At 53.5% G+C, this 19,217-nt stretch carries 14 protein-coding genes; 5 read left to right on the forward strand and 9 right to left on the reverse strand.

The window, feature by feature from the left end:
- Positions 1–23: 23 nt before the first annotated feature.
- The 8 genes from lpxK to serC form a co-directional block, all read right to left on the reverse strand.
- Positions 24–1,004: a tetraacyldisaccharide 4'-kinase gene (gene lpxK, locus PGR23_RS08590; protein ID WP_047045600.1), complete on the reverse strand. Its 981-nt coding sequence runs from the start codon at positions 1,002–1,004 to the stop codon at positions 24–26.
- Positions 1,001–2,749, reverse strand: coding sequence for a lipid A ABC transporter ATP-binding protein/permease MsbA (gene msbA / locus PGR23_RS08595; protein WP_032707692.1), 1,749 nt, complete (start codon positions 2,747–2,749; stop codon positions 1,001–1,003). The genes lpxK and msbA overlap by 4 nt, the downstream gene beginning before the upstream one ends.
- Before the next feature lie 36 nt (positions 2,750–2,785).
- The gene (locus PGR23_RS08600) at positions 2,786–5,050 is read right to left on the reverse strand and encodes a ComEC family protein (protein WP_396279798.1); all 2,265 of its coding nucleotides are present in this window, start codon (positions 5,048–5,050) and stop codon (positions 2,786–2,788) included.
- Between the two features lie 205 nt (positions 5,051–5,255).
- Positions 5,256–5,543, reverse strand: a complete 288-nt coding sequence (gene ihfB / locus PGR23_RS08605) for an integration host factor subunit beta (RefSeq protein ID WP_004100704.1) — start codon at positions 5,541–5,543, stop codon at positions 5,256–5,258.
- A 150-nt stretch (positions 5,544–5,693) separates the two neighbouring features.
- A complete protein-coding gene (gene rpsA, locus PGR23_RS08610; protein WP_015367470.1) occupies positions 5,694–7,367 on the reverse strand; it encodes a 30S ribosomal protein S1 in 1,674 nt (557 codons plus the stop codon).
- 137 nt (positions 7,368–7,504) lie between these two features.
- Positions 7,505–8,188: a (d)CMP kinase gene (gene cmk / locus PGR23_RS08615; protein ID WP_045395738.1), complete on the reverse strand. Its 684-nt coding sequence runs from the start codon at positions 8,186–8,188 to the stop codon at positions 7,505–7,507.
- A 194-nt stretch (positions 8,189–8,382) separates the two neighbouring features.
- On the reverse strand, positions 8,383–9,666 hold the full coding sequence (gene aroA, locus PGR23_RS08620) for a 3-phosphoshikimate 1-carboxyvinyltransferase (RefSeq protein ID WP_047045592.1): 1,284 nt from the start codon (positions 9,664–9,666) through the stop codon (positions 8,383–8,385).
- Between the two features lie 74 nt (positions 9,667–9,740).
- Complete coding sequence (gene serC, locus PGR23_RS08625; RefSeq protein ID WP_045395743.1) at positions 9,741–10,829, reverse strand: 3-phosphoserine/phosphohydroxythreonine transaminase; 1,089 nt, start codon at positions 10,827–10,829, stop codon at positions 9,741–9,743.
- Between the two features lie 448 nt (positions 10,830–11,277).
- Here serC and PGR23_RS08630 point away from each other — a divergent pair, with 448 nt between their 5' ends.
- The 5 genes from PGR23_RS08630 to pflA all read left to right on the forward strand — a co-directional run bounded on the left by PGR23_RS08630 (position 11,278) and on the right by pflA (position 17,908).
- Positions 11,278–11,505, forward strand: coding sequence for a hypothetical protein (locus PGR23_RS08630; RefSeq protein ID WP_045395746.1), 228 nt, complete (start codon positions 11,278–11,280; stop codon positions 11,503–11,505).
- Positions 11,506–11,642: 137 nt separating this feature from the next.
- Positions 11,643–13,403, forward strand: coding sequence for a 30S ribosomal protein S12 methylthiotransferase accessory factor YcaO (ycaO, locus tag PGR23_RS08635; RefSeq protein ID WP_047045589.1), 1,761 nt, complete (start codon positions 11,643–11,645; stop codon positions 13,401–13,403).
- A gap of 381 nt (positions 13,404–13,784) precedes the next feature.
- Complete coding sequence (focA, locus tag PGR23_RS08640) at positions 13,785–14,642, forward strand: formate transporter FocA (protein WP_047045585.1); 858 nt, start codon at positions 13,785–13,787, stop codon at positions 14,640–14,642.
- 51 nt (positions 14,643–14,693) lie between these two features.
- A complete protein-coding gene (gene pflB, locus PGR23_RS08645) occupies positions 14,694–16,976 on the forward strand; it encodes a formate C-acetyltransferase (RefSeq protein ID WP_015367478.1) in 2,283 nt (760 codons plus the stop codon).
- A gap of 191 nt (positions 16,977–17,167) precedes the next feature.
- On the forward strand, positions 17,168–17,908 hold the full coding sequence (gene pflA / locus PGR23_RS08650; RefSeq protein ID WP_015367479.1) for a pyruvate formate lyase 1-activating protein: 741 nt from the start codon (positions 17,168–17,170) through the stop codon (positions 17,906–17,908).
- 156 nt (positions 17,909–18,064) lie between these two features.
- Here the strand turns inward: pflA and PGR23_RS08655 are convergent, their stop codons facing one another.
- On the reverse strand, positions 18,065–19,213 hold the full coding sequence (locus tag PGR23_RS08655; protein ID WP_015367480.1) for an MFS transporter: 1,149 nt from the start codon (positions 19,211–19,213) through the stop codon (positions 18,065–18,067).
- Positions 19,214–19,217: the final 4 nt, after the last annotated feature.

The raw sequence follows: 19,217 nt of genomic DNA on the forward strand, positions 1-19,217 counted from the left end.
GGCGAGCAAAACCAGCACGCAGGTTAACGTTGCGCCAGCGTCACTAAGTCCGCGAGCAACCGCTGTGCGCGTTCATCGGTCATTATGGCGTCAACCGGTAGATACCACCAGTTAGCGGCGGCAAATTCACGGCATTTAACCGCGTCTTTTTCGGTCATTAGCAGCGTCTGCTCCGAGCTTGCCAGTACAGCGACCGCGCTTTGACTAAGTGCCTGATGATCCGCCAGCGCCACAGTTTTCACCGGATGCACGCCGCAGTTTTCAAGCGTCGCGAAAAAGCGCGGCGGATGGCCAATGCCGGCCATCGCCACTACGTTGTCGAGGGTCGCAACATCGCGACGCTCGCCGGTAAGCAGGTTCACCGCCATGCCGGGACGCAACTGCATCGGGATTTCCCCCGGACGTGCGACGCCGCCGTTGACGATAACGGCATCGACGCTTTGCAAACGGGATGCTCGCTCGCGCATCGGCCCGGCCGGCAACCACCAACCATTGCCAAAGCGGCGTACGCCGTCAATCACAACGATTTCTGTATCCCGCGCCAGCTTATAATGCTGAAGACCATCATCGGTGACGATAATTTGTAAATCGTGAGCGGCTAATAAGGCTTTTACCGCCTCGCTACGCAGTGGCGCAACCGCCACCGGCGCGCCGGTACGCTGATGAATTAACACCGGTTCATCGCCCGCCTGCGCTGTACTGGTGGCATTATCCAGCAGCAGCGGATAGCGGTCGGCTTTGCCGCCGTAGCCGCGAGATACCACGCCGACGCGTATGCCCCGCTGCTGCAGTTGTTCCACCAGCCAAACCACCACCGGCGTTTTACCGTTGCCGCCGGCGGTCAGATTACCGACCACGACCACCGGCACCGGCGCGCGCCAGGCTTTTTTCCACCCCAGTTTATAGCTGAGGCGGATGCAAGCGCTCACCAGGCCATACAGCCAGGAAAGCGGCAGCAATAGCCGCCATAGCGGCGATTCGCCGGACCAGATGCGCGCTATCATTGACCGAATTGCATCTTGTGTAACTGCGCGTAAACGCCTTTATGTTCCAGCAGATCCAGATGGCTGCCGCGTTCAACGATGCGACCATCTTCTACCACCACGATTTCGTCAGCCTGTTCGATAGTCGACAGACGGTGGGCGATAACCAGCGAGGTGCGGTTTTTCTGCAGTTCATCCAGCGCCGCTTGAATTGCACGTTCCGACTCGGTATCCAGCGCCGAGGTGGCTTCATCGAGGATCAGAATAGGGCTATTGCGCAGCAGCGCACGCGCAATAGCGATACGCTGACGTTGACCACCGGAGAGCATCACGCCATTCTCGCCGATAATCGTGTCCAGTCCATTATCCATCTTGTTGATAAAGTCCATCGCATAGGCCATACGCGCCGCTTCTTCAATTTGCTCGCGGGTGTACTCTTCGGTACGCGCATAGGCGATGTTATTGGCGACGGTATCATTGAACAGATGCACGTTCTGCGAAACCAGCGCCACCTGATCGCGCAGGGAGCTCAGTTTGTACTCGCGTAAATCGTGGCCATCCAGCAGAATCTGCCCCTCGTCAACGTCGTAGAACCGGGTAATCAGGCTGGCGATGGTGGATTTACCTGAGCCTGAACGCCCTACCAGCGCAACGGTTTTCCCTTCCGGGATGCTCAGATTGATGTTACGCAGCGCGGCAACTTCGCGGCCAGGATAGCTAAAGGTGACGTTGTGGAACTCCAGGTTACCTTTGGCGCGCTCAATCACGCGAGTGCCTTCATCTTTCTCCTGCTCGGAATCCAGAATGGAGAAAAGCGTCTGACATGCAGCCATACCGCGCTGGAACTGCGCGTTGACGTTAGTCAGGGATTTCAGCGGGCGCATCAGCGCGATCATCGAAGAAAAGACCACGGTAATGGTACCGGCGGTCAGCGTTTCCATGACGCTTGGGAAGCTCGCCGCGTAGAGCACAAAGGCCAGCGCCAGAGAGGCAATGAGTTGAATGACCGGGTCGGAGATGGAGGACGCGGAGACCATTTTCATGCCCTGCAGGCGCATCTTATTACTGACTTTGTCAAAACGCTTGGTTTCAACCGCCTGACCGCCGAACATCAGCACTTCTTTATGCCCTTTGAGCATCTGTTCCGCGCTGGTGGTCACCTGCCCCATGGTGTTCTGCATATTCTTACTGATATTACGAAAACGCTTCGAAACCACCCGAATCGCCACAGAGACGATAGGCGCAAGCACGATAAGAATTAGCGACAATTGCCAGCTGTAATAGAACATCATGGCGAACAGGCCGATAATTGAGGCCCCTTCACGCACTACGGTTATCAACGCGCTGGAGGAAGATGAAGCGACCTGTTCGGAGTCGTAGGTGATACGCGACAGCAATGTCCCGGTGGACTGTTTGTCGAAGAAAGCGACAGGCATGCCCATCATATGACCGAACAGGCGGCGACGCATGGTCATCACCACTTTGCCGGAAACCCAGGAGATACAGTAGCTCGAGATATAGCTACTGATGCCACGCAGCACCATCAAACCGATCACCACCAGCGGCATCCATAACAGCACTGAGCGATCCGTTTTACCAAAACCATCATCCAATAACGGTTTAAGAAGCGATAACATGAAGGTATCACTTGCCGCGTTAAGCACCAACGCCACGGCCGCTACGATTAGCCCGGCTTTAAACGGCGCTATCATCGGCCAAAGTCGGCGGAAGGTCTGCCACGTGGAGAGATCTTTATCGTTCTGCATTCAATAAACCAGCTTATGTTGAAATAGCCGCATATTCTACCCGTTCTGCGCGTCCCCGCCAAACCACTGATGATACCAACGCGGTAAAAGTTGATCTCGTAAGCTATGGATTTGCCAACCTTCTGGAGAAAAAATAATCGTTATTTGCCCCGAGTGCGGCGTATCAAACCACCGATATCCCTGCTCACGATAGCGCTGCGCGACTTTTTGGGAAGGCATCTTCCATGCATTGTATCGCGCTGCCGAGGCGATAGCCGCCTCTCCCCCTACCCGCTGCAACAATGTCACGCCGGATGAAGTGTTGCTACCGTGGTGCGGAACCTGAATAAGTGTAGACATAAGATGCTGCCAGTAATGGCTTATCATCTGCTGTTCGGCCGGGATTTCGATATCGCCGGTAAGTAAAACGCTACGCTTGCCGTCATCGACCCTAACCACACAGGAACCATTGTTCCCTTTATGCTCACCCGCAGGCAATGGCCAAAGCGCCTGAAATCGGAGCCCTCGCCAGCGCCAGGTTTCCCCTCTGCGACAGGGTAGATGCCCGCGCGCTTTAAGCGGACTACGAATAACGAGATTGGGCCACGCCTGAATAATCGCATTCAGGCCACCGCGATGATCAAGATGTTCGTGGCTCAATATTATGCCTTCCGGATGAAGACCGCGCCAGCGTAGCCAGGGTACGATAAGCCGCTCGCCGCTATCGCCTCCCGGCCAGGCTGGGCCGGTATCGTACAAAATTGCCGCGCCCTGACGCTCGATGACCACCGCCAGCCCTTGTCCGACATCCAGCATCGTCACCCGCCACTCGCCCGGTGAGGCGGCGCGCCAGAAAGGCCAACTGAGTAGCGCCACGCCGCTAATACAGAGTAACGGCATCTGACGCCAGGCCTGAAAACGCCATACCAGAAGCGCCAGCCACGGCAGTAAACTGACCGCCAGCCAGCGTTCGTCAAGCGATACCCATCCCGCAGGCAAATGGCGTAAGAACCAGAATAAGATTGCCAGCAACCGATCGGCGAGTTGCCATAACGCCATTTCAAGCAACGCCGGACCGCTGAGATGCAGTAGCATGGCCGCTAAAATCAGCGGGACTATTAGAAATGTCACCAGCGGAACGGCAATCAGGTTCGCTATCAGTGATGTCAGACTAATACCATGGAACAGGGCTATCTGCAGCGGCGCCAATAATAACATCAGGCCACACTGCAGGTGGCTCAGCGCCAGCAGGTGCCGCCACGGTGAATGACAGCGGTAAGGGCGAAACGGCGCAAGCTGATACCAGAAAATCAACGCAGCAACCGCAAAGACCGATAACCACAGGCTTTCTGAAATTATCGCCAGTGGATCGGCCAGCAGTATTGCCGCAATACAACAGCAAAATATTTGCCAGGGCGACCAGCGCCTGGCCTGTAGCCGCAACAGACATCCTGCGGTTAAGGCCGCACATGTACGTAGCGCCGGGGGTTGCATGCCGGTAAGCCAGGCGTAAAACAGCGCGCAACCTAACCCGGCAAGCAGCGGTATCCGCCAGCCTATCCAGCGGCACGGGAGAAAGAACTGTATTCCGCGAACCAGCAACCAGCCAAGCGACGCCCCCAGCGCAATATGCAGGCCGGAGATAGCCATTAAATGAGACGTCCCCGTCTCCTGCATTAACCTTTTTATCTCATCCGCAACCGCAAGGCGCTCCCCCATTCCCAGCCCCAGCATCACCGTTCTCCACGGATAATCAGCAAGTGCGCGGTTCAACGAGGCCAGATAGCGAGCCCGGGAACTACAACGTGAATCAAGCGATGAGGCATTCAGAAAACGTCCGCTAAGCGGACGATGTTGAGCAAGGGCGTAGCGCTGGCTATCGAAGCCGCCCTCATTTAACTGCCCATGCACCGGACGAGCGCGGATGGTCATCAGCCAGCGCTGCCCAACGCAGCCTGCTTCAGGCAGTTCGCCGCCGTAGAGGGTGATCCCAACCGCGGGATATAAACGCCGCCCATCAAGACGGATTATCTTACCTTGCCAGCTCGTCAGGCCATCACCGCCTACCAGCTCAATAACGGCCTGCCGGTTGCGACCGGGAATATGCTCAGTGGGCCACAGCGCCTGCCGGGCATGTAATATTCCCCACACGAGAAATAGCAACGTCAATGCGGCATACGTTGTGTAAGGTTTGCGCAGCGTTGCCATGATTATCGCAACGCCAATAAGACACCAAACGCTTAGCATATTCGGTAGTGCCGGTAGCCAAAGCAGCGGCGAAATTCCGATTATGGCGCAGCCTGCCAGATGTGGTAATCGCATAACACCTCCCTGTTATCGGGGAGTGTCAGACAATTCGCCGCCGCGATCATGTTGAAAAGAATGGCATTGCGTCGCGCTGTCCGGGAAATATTGCCTCTTGCTATCAGGTAACAAAAGTTTTGCGAGCGGACACGGAAAATAGGCATAAAAAAAGCACCCTCAGGTGCTTTTTTATTAAGTAAGTCTTTGCCTGATGCGGAAAAACTTACTCTTCGTAAATATTGGCGCGGTCGCGTAGTTCTTTCCCAGGCTTAAAGTGCGGAACGTATTTACCTTCCAGTTCCACTTTATCGCCAGTCTTCGGGTTACGCCCGGTGCGAGGTGCTCGATAGTGCAGAGAGAAGCTGCCGAAACCGCGGATTTCAATGCGCTCGCCTTGAGCAAGCGTTGAGGCCATATGTTCCAGCATTTCTTTAACAGCATCTTCCACCGCTTTCGCCGGGATATGAGATTGCTGGCTGGCAAGTCTTTCTATCAATTCTGACTTGGTCATTTTTCCTCCGGTTTCCTTCAAGGCAAAGTTAGCTTACAGCTTAAACAAGGGCGGCCGTAGCCGCCCTTTGTGCTTGATTACAGGACGAATCCTGCAATCTGTCAAGTAAACTCGTCATTATTCAGACCGTTGTGGCCTGAATAACTAAGATTACTCGCCTTTAGCTGCTTTGAAAGCTTCAGCCATTGCGTTGTTAGAGAAGTTTGCATCTTCCTGTTTGTTAACAGTTGCGATTGCATCTTTCTCGTCAGCTTCGTCTTTCGCACGAACAGACAGGCTGATTGCGCGGTTTTTACGATCAACGCCGGTGAATTTAGCTTCAACTTCGTCGCCAACGCTCAGAACCAGAGTTGCATCTTCAACGCGGTCACGGGATGCTTCAGAAGCACGCAGGTAACCTTCAACGCCGTCAGCCAGTTCTACGGTTGCGCCTTTAGCGTCAACTGCAGTTACTTTACCGGTTACGATAGCGCCTTTCTTGTTCAGAGCAACGTAGTTGTTGAACGGATCTTCCGCCAGCTGTTTAACGCCCAGGGAGATACGCTCACGTTCTGCGTCAACCTGCAGTACAACTGCAGCGATTTCGTCGCCTTTTTTGTATTCACGAACTGCTTCTTCGCCTGCAACGTTCCAGGAGATGTCAGACAGGTGAACCAGGCCGTCGATGCCGCCGTCCAGGCCGATGAAGATACCGAAGTCAGTGATAGACTTGATTTTACCTTCAACACGGTCGCCCTTGTTGTGGGTTTCCGCGAACTGCTGCCATGGGTTAGATTTGCACTGCTTCAGACCCAGGGAGATACGACGACGTTCTTCGTCGATATCCAGAACCATAACTTCCACTACATCGCCAACGTTAACAACTTTGGACGGGTGGATGTTTTTGTTGGTCCAATCCATTTCGGAAACGTGAACCAGGCCTTCAACGCCTTCTTCGATTTCAACGAAGCAGCCGTAGTCGGTCAGGTTGGTCACGCGACCGGTCAGTTTGGTACCTTCCGGATAACGCTTAGCGATAGCTACCCACGGATCTTCGCCCAGCTGTTTCAGGCCCAGAGATACACGGGTACGCTCGCGGTCGAACTTCAGCACTTTAACAGTGATTTCGTCGCCAACGTTTACGATTTCGCTCGGATGCTTAACGCGTTTCCAGGCCATATCGGTGATGTGCAGCAGGCCGTCAACGCCGCCCAGATCAACGAATGCACCGTAGTCAGTGAGGTTCTTAACGATACCTTTGACTTCCATGCCTTCCTGCAGGTTTTCCAGCAGCTGATCGCGCTCTGCGCTGTTTTCGGATTCGATAACGGCACGACGAGAAACAACGACGTTGTTACGTTTCTGGTCCAGCTTGATGACTTTGAATTCAAGCTCTTTGCCTTCCAGGTGCAGCGTGTCGCGCACCGGACGAACGTCTACCAGGGAGCCCGGCAGGAACGCACGAATACCATTCAGCTCAACAGTGAAGCCACCTTTAACTTTGCCGTTGATAACACCGACTACAGTTTCAGCGTCTTCGTAAGCTTTTTCCAGCGTGATCCAAGCTTCGTGACGTTTAGCTTTCTCACGGGACAGCAGGGTTTCACCGAAGCCGTCTTCTACTGCATCCAGAGCAACGTCAACTTCGTCACCAACCTGGATTTCCAGCTCGCCCTGGGCGTTTTTGAACTGCTCAGCCGGGATGGCGGACTCAGATTTCAGACCAGCGTCAACCAGTACGATATCTTTGTCGATAGCAACAACAACACCACGAACGATGGAACCCGGGCGGGTTTCGATTTCTTTTAAGGATTCTTCAAATAGTTGAGCAAAAGATTCAGTCATGTTTAATCTTCAGGTTTCATATTTAACGTCCACCTGGCTCCGTGCCGGATGGGGTTGTTTAACATACCCGCTAACACTCCGTTGCTGCGGGGGTACTGCTATAATTCGGAGGCTCGCAACGCTTTGCCGCTTAACGGTTAAGCGATAGCCAGTTTTTCGCGCGCATATTGTAGCGCTTTTTCAATTACTTGCTCAATGCTTAGTTCAGTTGAATCGAGAACTAATGCATCAGCGGCCGGGACAAGCGGCGCCACGGCACGATTACGATCGCGATCGTCACGCTCTTTTATCTCGGACAAAAGACGTTCAAAGTTAACACTAAAACCCTTTTCCTGCAACTGTAGCAGGCGGCGCTGCGCGCGTTCTTCCGCCGACGCATCGAGGAAAATTTTAACCGGCGCATCAGGGAAAACAACGGTGCCCATATCGCGGCCGTCGGCAATCAGGCCGGGCTGCTCGCGAAAGGCACGTTGACGGCGCAGCAGCGCTTCGCGAACGCGCGGGAAGGCAGCGACTTTCGAGGCGGTATTGGCCACTTCCTGAGTGCGGATCTCCGCACTCACATCCTCACCTTCCAGCACCACTTCCAGGTTGCCGTCAGCAGAAATAAAACGTACATCGAGATGAGCGGCCAGCGGAACCAGCGCCTCTTCTGACTCGACGTCAACATGATGATGTAAGGCCGCCAGCGCCAAAACGCGATAGATAGCGCCGGAATCCAACAGATGCCAGCCAAGCGCTTCCGCCATTGCCTTGCACAACGTGCCCTTACCCGCACCGCCAGGTCCATCAATGGTGATTACCGGAACATTTGCCGTCATCTTTATTCTCCTTTAGCAAGGCGCATGAATATAAACGCCGCGCATTATACGCATCAATGCGCCAGAAAGTGAGCATTGTGTGCAAATTACGGAATAGTAGAAATTAAATGTAGAAGAATTGCGCAATTATAGCGGGCTGGCGGAATACCAGCCCGGAAGATGACAAAGCTTTACCTTATCGGACGAGACAGAATTTACGCCAGGGTACTAATTCGCGCTAGCTGCTCGAAATAGTCCGGGAACGTTTTCGCCGTACATTTCGGGTCAAGGATAGTGACCGGCGTTGCCGACAGCGCCACCAGCGAGAAGCACATCGCCATGCGGTGATCGTTGTAGGTACCGATTTCAGCAAATTTCAGCGTCTCAGGCGGCGTGATGCGAATATAGTCTTCACCCTCTTCCACTTCGGCGCCGACTTTACGCAGTTCAGTTGCCATCGCAAACAGACGATCGGTTTCTTTCACCCGCCAGTTGTAAATATTGCGCAGCACCGTGGTACCTTTCGCAAACAACGCCGCGGTAGCGATGGTCATGGCCGCATCCGGAATATGGTTCATATCCATATCAACGGCATTCAACTCGCCGCGTGTACAGGCGATAAAATCGTCGCCCCAGACAACCGTCGCGCCCATTTTTTCCAGCACGTCGGCGAATCGAATATCGCCCTGTACGCTATTGCGGCCAATACCGGTCACTTTCACCGTACCGCCCTTAATAGCGCCGGCAGCGAGGAAATAAGAGGCTGAGGAGGCATCGCCTTCCACCAGATAATCGCCCGGCGACTGATATTGTTGCCCACCGCGCACGACAAAGCGCTGATAGTTGTGGTTTTCAACGTTAACGCCAAAGGTTTTCATCAGGTGCAGCGTGATGTCGATATAAGGTTTAGATACCAGCTCGCCTTTAATCGCGATCGTCGTGTCCTGCGGCGCCAGCGGCGCAGTCATCAGTAAAGCGGTAAGGAACTGGCTGGAGACGCTGCCATCAACTTCCACCTGGCCGCCGTTGAAACCACCGCGCAGGCGCAGGGGCGGATAGTTTTCCTGCTCCAGATACTCAATTTGCGCGCCCCCCTGGCGTAACGCATCGACCAGGTGCCCTATCGGTCGCTCTTTCATTCGCGGTTCGCCGGTCAGCACAATATCGTTGTGGCCGAGGCACAACGCCGCTGCCAGCGGGCGCATCGCCGTACCAGCATTACCGAGAAACAACTCCAGCGCGCCGCTGGCCTGAAGCGGACCACCGTTGCCGGTGACTTCACAACGAGTGCGATCGGCAGACAAGGTGTAGTGAACTCCCAGGGCGTTAAGCGCATTGAGCATATGGCGAACATCATCGCTGTCCAGCAAGTTGGTCAGCACGGTGGTGCCGTGGGCTAATGCCGCCAGCAGCAAAGCGCGGTTAGAGACACTTTTTGACCCGGGTAGGTTTACTGTGCCATCAACGCGCGCAATGGGTTGTAACGTCAGGGATTCCATGAAACTCGACTCTCAAAAAAACAGAATAAAAACCCCGCAGACCGGCCGCGGGGATGAAAATAAGCGCTCAGCAATTAGCCGCGACGACGTTCGAAGTCCTGCATGAAGTCGGTGAGCGCCTTGACGCCGGCCAGCGGCATCGCATTGTAGATAGAAGCACGCATACCGCCCACCACGCGGTGGCCTTTCAGCGCATGCAAACCGGCCGCAAAAGACTCTTCAAGGAACAGTTTGTCCAGCGCGCTATCCGCCAGCTGGAACGGCACGTTCATCCGCGAGCGGTTGGCAGCGGCAACATCGTTACGATAAAAATCACTGTTATCAATCACGCCATACAGCAGGTCCGCTTTTTGGCGGTTGATTTTATCCATCGCGGCCACGCCACCCTGCTCTTTCAGCCATTTGAATACCAGCCCCGCCAGATACCAGGCGAAGGTCGGAGGCGTGTTAAACATTGAGTCATTGGCGTTCAGCACGGTGTAATCAAGAATTGATGGGCAGGCGACGCTGGCTTTACCCAGCAGGTCTTCACGCACGATAACCAGCGTCAACCCTGCCGGGCCGATATTCTTCTGCGCGCCAGCGTAAATCACGCCATAACGGCTGACGTCGATTTCATGGGACAGAATACTGGAGGAGTAATCCGCGGTGACGACGACATCTTTGTCAAAATTCGGCGTTTCGTGAATAGCGATACCATCGATGGTTTCATTTGGGCAGAAGTGCAAATAGGCCGCGCCCGGCGTCAACTGCCATTCGCTCATCGGTTTAACGGCTCGCAGGCCGTCAACGGTAGTTTTCGCATCGATAACGTTCGGCGTGCAGTATTTTTGCGCTTCTTTCACCGCACTTGCCGCCCAGTAACCGGCGTCCACATAATCTGCTGTCGTTTTATCACCCAGCAGATTTAACGGGATCCCGGCAAACTGTCCGCGACCGCCGCCATGACAGAACAACACTTTATAGTTGGAAGGGATATTAAGCAGATCGCGGAAATCCTGTTCTGCCGTTTCAGCCACCTGGATAAACTCCTTACCACGGTGGCTGATTTCCATTACCGACGTCCCCAGACCGTGCCAGTCGCACAGTTCCTGTTGCGCCAGTTTGAGAACTTCTGCCGGCAGCATTGCCGGGCCCGAACTAAAGTTATAGACCTGAGCCATTTCCCCTCACCACGTTGCTATATTGTCTGCACGCGAACCGTCGCGGGCATAAGTTATTCCTGTGGCTATCGGTTTTATCATTCAGTGACACACACCGCAACGAGTAAAACTAAGCGGCCCACAAACGAGGCCACCGTCACACAAAAGAATCAACCAGCTTGACGTCATTAAACCGACATAATCGCTGCAAGCAGATCGCTTTTTCCTCCCTCTTCCGCCGTCCATTCCGGATTTGGACTGACGGCATAAATAATTATCATCTACGTTCACAGGAAACGATCTCGCCGTAGCTCCCCCCGTCAACTCATTTAATACTTGAATATTATCTTAATTCTTCATGAATTATGTTTCCGCGAGAGCAGCGTCATTTACCGTCGTATTTCCAGATCATTAAAATTTTCGAACCAGCCGATGAAGGCTGGTATTAATCACTTTTAAAGGAATATTTATGCGTGAATTAACCTATAACGAAATGTCTGATGTGAGCGGCGGCTTTGGCCTGTTGTCCATTCCTGCGGCAGTTGGTTTACTGGTCAGCATTCCGACGATTGTCATCGGAGCGATAACCGGGCCCTTTACGCTGGGCGCAGGCTTCGCGGTAATGGCGGCAGGCATCGTCGGTACCAGTCTTGCCGGCGCGGCAATGATCGTTAGCATTTGTACGCCGATTCTGTAACTTGCTACGGCATGTGGAGTTTCTCCGCATGCCATTTACCGCTCTTCTCTTTTTATGCATTGCCGCGGCTAACGACATAGCCACTTACCGGTAAAACCCGTATCATTGCGCATCCTGCCAACAATAAACGAATTGCTATGACCCAGACATTTATCCCCGGCAAAGATGCCGCCCTGGAAGATTCCATCGCTCGCTTCCAGCAGAAACTGCTCGACCTCGGATTTGATATCGAAGAGGCCTCGTGGCTGAATCCGGTACCACACGTGTGGTCCGTTCACATTCGCGATAAAGAGTGCGCGCTGTGTTTTACCAATGGTAAAGGCGCAACTAAAAAGGCGGCGCTGGCTTCCGCGCTGGGCGAATATTTCGAACGTCTGTCTACCAACTACTTCTTCGCGGACTTCTGGTTAGGCGATACCATCGCCAACGGTCCCTTCGTTCATTATCCGAACGAAAAGTGGTTCCCGCTGACGGAAGATGATGAAGTACCGGAAGGCCTGCTGGATGCCCGCCTGCGCGCCTTTTACGATCCGGACGATCAACTGACCGCCAGCATGCTCGTGGATCTGCAATCCGGCAACGACGAGCGCGGCGTCTGCGGCCTGCCGTTTACCCGTCAATCAGACGGCGAAACCGTCTATATTCCGATGAACATTGTCGGCAACTTGTACGTTTCCAACGGCATGTCAGCGGGTAATACCCCGAATGAAGCGCGCGTGCAGGGCTTGTCTGAAGTCTTTGAGCGTCATATCAAAAACCGTATCATCGCAGAGAGCATCAGCCTGCCGGAGATCCCGGCTGAAGTAATGGCGCGCTATCCGGGCGTCGTTGAATCTATCGCCAAACTGGAAGCCGAAGGTTTCCCGATCTTCGCCTACGATGGCTCTCTTGGTGGTAAATATCCGGTTATCTGCGTAGTCCTGTTTAACCCGGCTAACGGCACCTGCTTCGCCTCTTTCGGCGCCCATCCGGATTTCGGCGTGGCGCTGGAGCGTACTGTTACCGAACTGCTACAAGGCCGCAGTCTGAAAGATCTCGACGTCTTTACCCCTCCGACCTTTGATGACGAAGAAGTTGCCGAGCACGCCAACCTGGAAACTCACTTCATTGATTCCAGCGGCCTGATCTCCTGGGATATGTTTAAACAGGATGCCGACTATCCGTTCGTTGACTGGAATTTCTCCGGCAGCACTGAAGAAGAGTTCGCCACCCTGATGGCTATCTTCAAAGCTGAAGATAAAGAAGTCTATATCGCCGACTACGAACATCTGAGCGTCTACGCCTGCCGGATCATCGTTCCGGGGATGTCCGATATTTATCCGGCGGAAGACCTGTGGCTCGCTAATAACAGCATGGGCGCACACCTGCGCGACACTATTCTCTCCCTGCCGGGTAGCGAGTGGGAAAAAGAAGATTATCTGGCGCTCATCGAGCAAATGGACGATGAAGGACTTGATGATTTCACGCGCGTCCGCGAACTATTAGGCCTGGCAACCGGCAAAGACAATGGCTGGTATACCCTGCGTATCGGCGAGCTGAAAGCGATGCTGGCTTTGGCCGGCGGCGACCTTGAACAGGCGTTGATTTGGACAGAGTGGACCATGGAATTCAATGCCTCCATCTTCAGCCCTGAGCGCGCCAACTATTATCGCTGCCTGCAAACGCTGCTGTTGCTTAGCCAGGAAGAAGAGCGCCAGCCGCTGCAGTACCTGAATGCCTTCATCCGTATGTATGGCGCGGATGCTGTGGAAGCCGCTAGCGCCGCCCTGAGCGGAGAGGCGCCATTCTATGGCCTTCAGGCGGTCGATAACGATCTGCGCGCTTTCCCGGCACATCAGTCTTTACTGAAGGCCTACGAAAAGCTGCAGCGGGCAAAAGCGGCCTTCTGGGCCAAATAACCCATTAGGGGTAAACCATAACGTTACGGGGCCGCCAGCGGCTCCGTTTTTTTATGATTTGCTCCAAAACCACGCCATTTTGTAGGTGCAAAGTTAACTATAAGTAAAATCCAAACATTGATGATATTTAGATTGTTAATTTTAATAAAAATACTCCATTTTAATTAACCGTAAACAATGGTCACTCATGGAAATTTTCAACATTATTTGCAAATATTAAAATTTAGTTTTTCATTAAAAATCAAAAAGATAAAGCCACAACAGGCTAATTCCACACGCAAAATGGGCCTATGACTCCGGTAGGATATGATCTACATCAAATTCCCTTCTATAATGCTTTGTTAGTATCACACCGCCAACTTATATAAAGAGAGAGTTAGTGTGAAAGCTGACAACCCTTTTGATCTTTTACTCCCTGCCGCGATGGCGAAAGTCGCCGAAGAAGCAGGTGTCTATAAAGCGACGAAACATCCGCTGAAGACGTTTTATCTGGCGATTACCGCAGGTGTCTTCATCTCCATCGCTTTTGTGTTTTATATCACGGCGACCACCGGTACTGCCGCAATGCCTTTCGGGATTGCCAAACTTATCGGCGGGGTATGCTTCTCACTAGGTCTGATTCTTTGCGTCATCTGCGGTGCTGACCTTTTCACCTCGACCGTACTGATCGTCGTGGCGAAAGCCAGCGGGCGTATTACCTGGGGTCAGCTGGCAAAAAACTGGCTTAACGTCTATGTTGGAAACCTGATCGGCGCGCTGCTGTTTGTACTGTTAATGTGGTTATCAGGCGAATATATGACTGCCAACGGCGGCTGGGGCTTAAATGTTCTGCAAACTGCAGACCACAAAATGCACCACACGTTTATTGAAGCCGTCTGCCTGGGTATCCTGGCTAATCTGATGGTGTGTCTGGCAGTCTGGATGAGCTACTCCGGCCGCAGCCTGATGGACAAAGCGATGATCATGGTGTTGCCGGTTGCGATGTTTGTCGCCAGCGGCTTTGAACACAGCATCGCGAATATGTTTATGATCCCGATGGGTATCGTAATTCGCAACTTTGCGAGCCCGGAATTCTGGACCGCTATCGGTTCAACTCCGGAGAGTTTTTCTCACTTAACCATTATGAACTTTATCACTGATAACCTGATTCCAGTCACTATCGGAAACATCATCGGCGGTGGTTTGTTGGTTGGGTTGACGTACTGGGTCATTTACCTGCGTGGCGACGATCATCATTAATGGTTGTCTCAGGCAGTAAATAAAAAATCCACTTAAGAAGGTAGGTGTTACATGTCCGAGCTTAATGAAAAGTTAGCCACAGCCTGGGAAGGTTTTGCGAAAGGTGACTGGCAGAACGAAGTCAACGTACGTGACTTTATCCAGAAAAACTACACCCCATATGAAGGTGACGAATCCTTCCTGGCTGGCGCAACTGATGCGACCACCAAGCTGTGGGACAGCGTAATGGAAGGCGTTAAACAGGAAAACCGCACTCACGCGCCTGTTGATTTCGACACTTCCCTCGCATCCACCATCACTTCTCACGACGCGGGCTACATCGAGAAAGCGCTCGAGAAAATCGTTGGTCTGCAAACTGAAGCTCCGCTGAAACGTGCGATTATCCCGTTCGGCGGTATCAAAATGGTTGAAGGTTCCTGCAAAGCGTACAATCGCGAACTGGACCCGATGCTGAAAAAAATCTTCACCGAGTACCGTAAGACTCACAACCAGGGCGTATTTGACGTATATACCCCGGACATCCTGCGCTGCCGTAAATCCGGCGTACTGACCGGTCTGCCGGATGCTTACGGCCGTGGTCGTATCATCGGTGACTATCGTCGCGTTGCGCTGTACGGTATCGACTTCCTGATGAAAGACAAATTCGCCCAGTTCAACTCGCTGCAGGCGAAACTGGAAAGCGGCGAAGATCTGGAAGCAACCATCCGTCTGCGTGAAGAAATTGCTGAACAGCATCGCGCGCTGGGTCAGATCAAAGAGATGGCGGCTAAATATGGCTACGACATCTCCGGTCCGGCGACTACCGCTCAGGAAGCTATTCAGTGGACCTACTTCGGTTACCTGGCCGCCGTTAAATCTCAGAACGGCGCGGCAATGTCCTTCGGTCGTACTTCCAGCTTCCTGGATATCTACATCGAACGTGACCTGCAGGCGGGTAAAATCACCGAGCAAGACGCGCAGGAAATGGTTGACCACCTGGTCATGAAACTGCGTATGGTTCGCTTCCTGCGTACCCCGGAATATGATGAACTGTTCTCCGGCGACCCGATTTGGGCAACGGAATCTATCGGTGGTATGGGCGTTGACGGCCGTACTCTGGTAACCAAAAACAGCTTCCGCTTCCTGAACACCCTGTACACCATGGGGCCGTCTCCGGAGCCGAACATCACCATCCTGTGGTCTGAAAAACTGCCGCTGAGCTTTAAGAAATTCGCCGCTAAAGTATCCATCGATACCTCTTCTCTGCAGTACGAGAACGATGACCTGATGCGCCCGGACTTCAACAACGACGATTACGCTATCGCATGCTGCGTAAGCCCGATGATTGTTGGTAAACAAATGCAGTTCTTCGGCGCTCGCGCTAACCTCGCGAAAACCATGCTGTATGCTATCAACGGCGGCGTTGATGAAAAACTGAAAATGCAGGTTGGTCCGAAATCTGAACCGATCAAAGGCGACGTCCTGAACTTCGACGAAGTTATGGAGCGCATGGATCACTTCATGGACTGGCTGGCTAAACAGTACGTCACCGCGCTGAACATCATTCATTACATGCACGACAAGTACAGCTACGAAGCCTCTCTGATGGCGCTGCACGACCGTGACGTTATCCGCACCATGGCGTGTGGTATCGCAGGTCTGTCCGTTGCTGCTGACTCCCTGTCTGCTATCAAATATGCGAAAGTTAAACCGATTCGTGACGAAGACGGTCTGGCTGTTGACTTCGAAATCGAAGGCGAATATCCGCAGTTTGGTAACAACGATGCTCGCGTCGATGACATGGCCGTTGACCTGGTTGAACGTTTCATGAAGAAAATTCAGAAACTGCATACCTACCGCAACGCTATCCCGACTCAGTCCGTTCTGACCATCACTTCTAACGTCGTGTATGGTAAGAAAACCGGTAACACCCCAGATGGTCGTCGCGCTGGCGCGCCGTTCGGACCAGGTGCTAACCCGATGCACGGCCGTGACCAGAAAGGCGCTGTAGCCTCTCTGACTTCCGTTGCTAAACTGCCGTTTGCTTACGCTAAAGATGGTATCTCTTACACCTTCTCTATCGTGCCGAACGCGCTGGGTAAAGATGACGAAGTTCGTAAGACCAACCTGGCGGGCCTGATGGATGGTTACTTCCACCACGAAGCGTCCATCGAAGGTGGTCAGCACCTGAACGTGAACGTCATGAACCGCGAAATGCTGCTCGACGCGATGGAAAACCCGGAAAAATATCCGCAACTGACCATCCGTGTATCTGGCTACGCAGTACGTTTTAACTCCCTGACTAAAGAACAGCAGCAGGATGTTATTACCCGTACCTTCACTCAGACCATGTAATTCCCTGTCTGACTGAAAAAGCGTACAATAAAGGCCCCACATCAGTGGGGCCTTTTTAACACGTGATTCCCTGCCCCAGCCTGCTTTGCCAGTTATCTATACTTTGGGTACCTGTCAAAACAGACTTAACACAGCCGGTTTGAGCTGTGCATCACAGGCCCTGGAGGGCCGAACCCGGAGATATCACCGCAATGTCAACTATTGGTCGTATTCACTCCTTTGAATCCTGTGGCACCGTCGATGGCCCAGGCATCCGCTTTATTACCTTCTTCCAGGGCTGCCTGATGCGCTGCCTTTACTGCCATAACCGCGACACCTGGGATACCCATGGCGGTAAAGAAATCACCGTTGAAGAATTGATGAAAGAAGTGGTGACCTATCGCCACTTTATGAATGCTTCCGGCGGCGGCGTCACCGCCTCCGGCGGCGAGGCGATCCTGCAGGCTGAATTTGTCCGCGACTGGTTCCGCGCCTGTAAAAAAGAAGGTATCCACACCTGTCTGGATACCAACGGCTTCGTACGTCGCTACGATCCCGTGATTGACGAGCTGCTGGAAGTCACCGATCTGGTGATGCTTGACCTTAAGCAGATGAACGATGAAATCCACCAGAACCTGGTCGGCGTTTCTAACCATCGTACGCTGGAGTTCGCCCAGTATCTGTCGAAGAAAGGGATTAACGTGTGGATCCGCTACGTCGTGGTTCCCGGCTGGTCTGATGATGACGATTCCGCGCATCGTCTGGGTGAGTTTACCCGCGATATGGGTAACGTCGAGAAAATCGAACTCCTGCCCTACCATGAGCTGGGTAAACACAAATGGGTGGCAATGGGCGAAGAGTACAAACTTGACGGCGTACACCCACCGAAGAAAGAGACCATGGAGCGGGTAAAAGGCATCCTGGAGCAGTATGGCCATAAGGTGATGTACTAAACTAGCAGCGGGCCGGAGGTACTCTCACCACGGCCCGCAACTATAATAGTATCAATCCCGCCGATAACGCCACACTATGAACGCAATACCGTCTGCCCACAGGAACATTCATTTCATAAACGGACTACGCGCGGCCTTCGCCGCGCGCCAGAATGTTTACGCGTGTGCCACCGGCGTCGGATGATGCCCGGCTTTGCGCAGCAGCGTCAGCAGGTAAATAAACGATACGCTGGCGATCATAATAAACAGTAGGTTATCAGAGAAGTTCTGCATCAGCATTGCCGTCAGGGTCGGCCCCAGCAGGCTGCCGATGGTATAGCTCATCAGCAGCGCCTGGTTCATCGCCACCAGTTGATGGTGTTCAACCTTCTCGCAGGCCCAGGCCATCGCCACCGGATACAGAGTAAAACCGGATGCGCCGAGCACAAAAAGCGCGGGAGCCATTGCCGCCTGGCTCAGCATCGCCAGACAGCCCAGAATCACCACAAAGACCTGTACGCGCAGCACCAGCAGGCGGCCATAGCGGTCCGCCAGACGCCCGACCGGCCACTGCCCGAGAATGCCTGCGCTTACCATCACCGCCATCCAGAAACCAATACCCGAATCGCTGACGCCCTGATGATTTAGCCACAGCGGCATCAGGCCGTACAGTGAACCAAGCACGATGCCGGAAATGATGCAGCCATTCACACCGTGGCGCGCCTGACGCAGTTTCAGCATCGGCCAGATACGTACCGTTTCATGCGGCTCGTCGGCCTGGCTCATAATACGTGTAAACATTAGCGGCAGGATCGCCGCCAGCGCCAGGCCGGTAACCCACGGCAGCACGCTCATTAAATCGGTCGGTAATTTGCTGACCATCAGTTGGCCCAATACGGTACCGATGTAATAGACCATCATGTACGCCGCCAGCAGTCGACCGCGGCTGCGGGAAGTACCGCTGCACACCAGCGCGCTTTCCACCACCACCCAGATCATCGCGCAGCCCACCCCGGCAATAAAACGCCAGCTCAGCCATGTCCAGAAGCCGAGCGTAATACCCAGGCCAACGCAGCCAACGGCAAAAATTAATGACGCCAGGTAATAGCTACGGTTAAACCCCAGACGTTTAATGACCCAACCGGCAAATAACGTGCCCACCAGATTGCCGGTAAAATAAGAGGAGCCGACCATCCCAACCTGCCAGGTTGGCATATTTTCATGGGCGAGCCAGAGTGGGACAAGCGTATTTAAAACCGCGATTGCCAGCGTCAACAGAAGCAGGCCACAGAGCAACATTTGCACTGGGCGAGTGTAGATGGTCATGGGT

This window comes from Klebsiella sp. 141162 (genome assembly GCF_050600755.1).
Lineage (GTDB): Bacteria > Pseudomonadota > Gammaproteobacteria > Enterobacterales > Enterobacteriaceae > Klebsiella > Klebsiella aerogenes.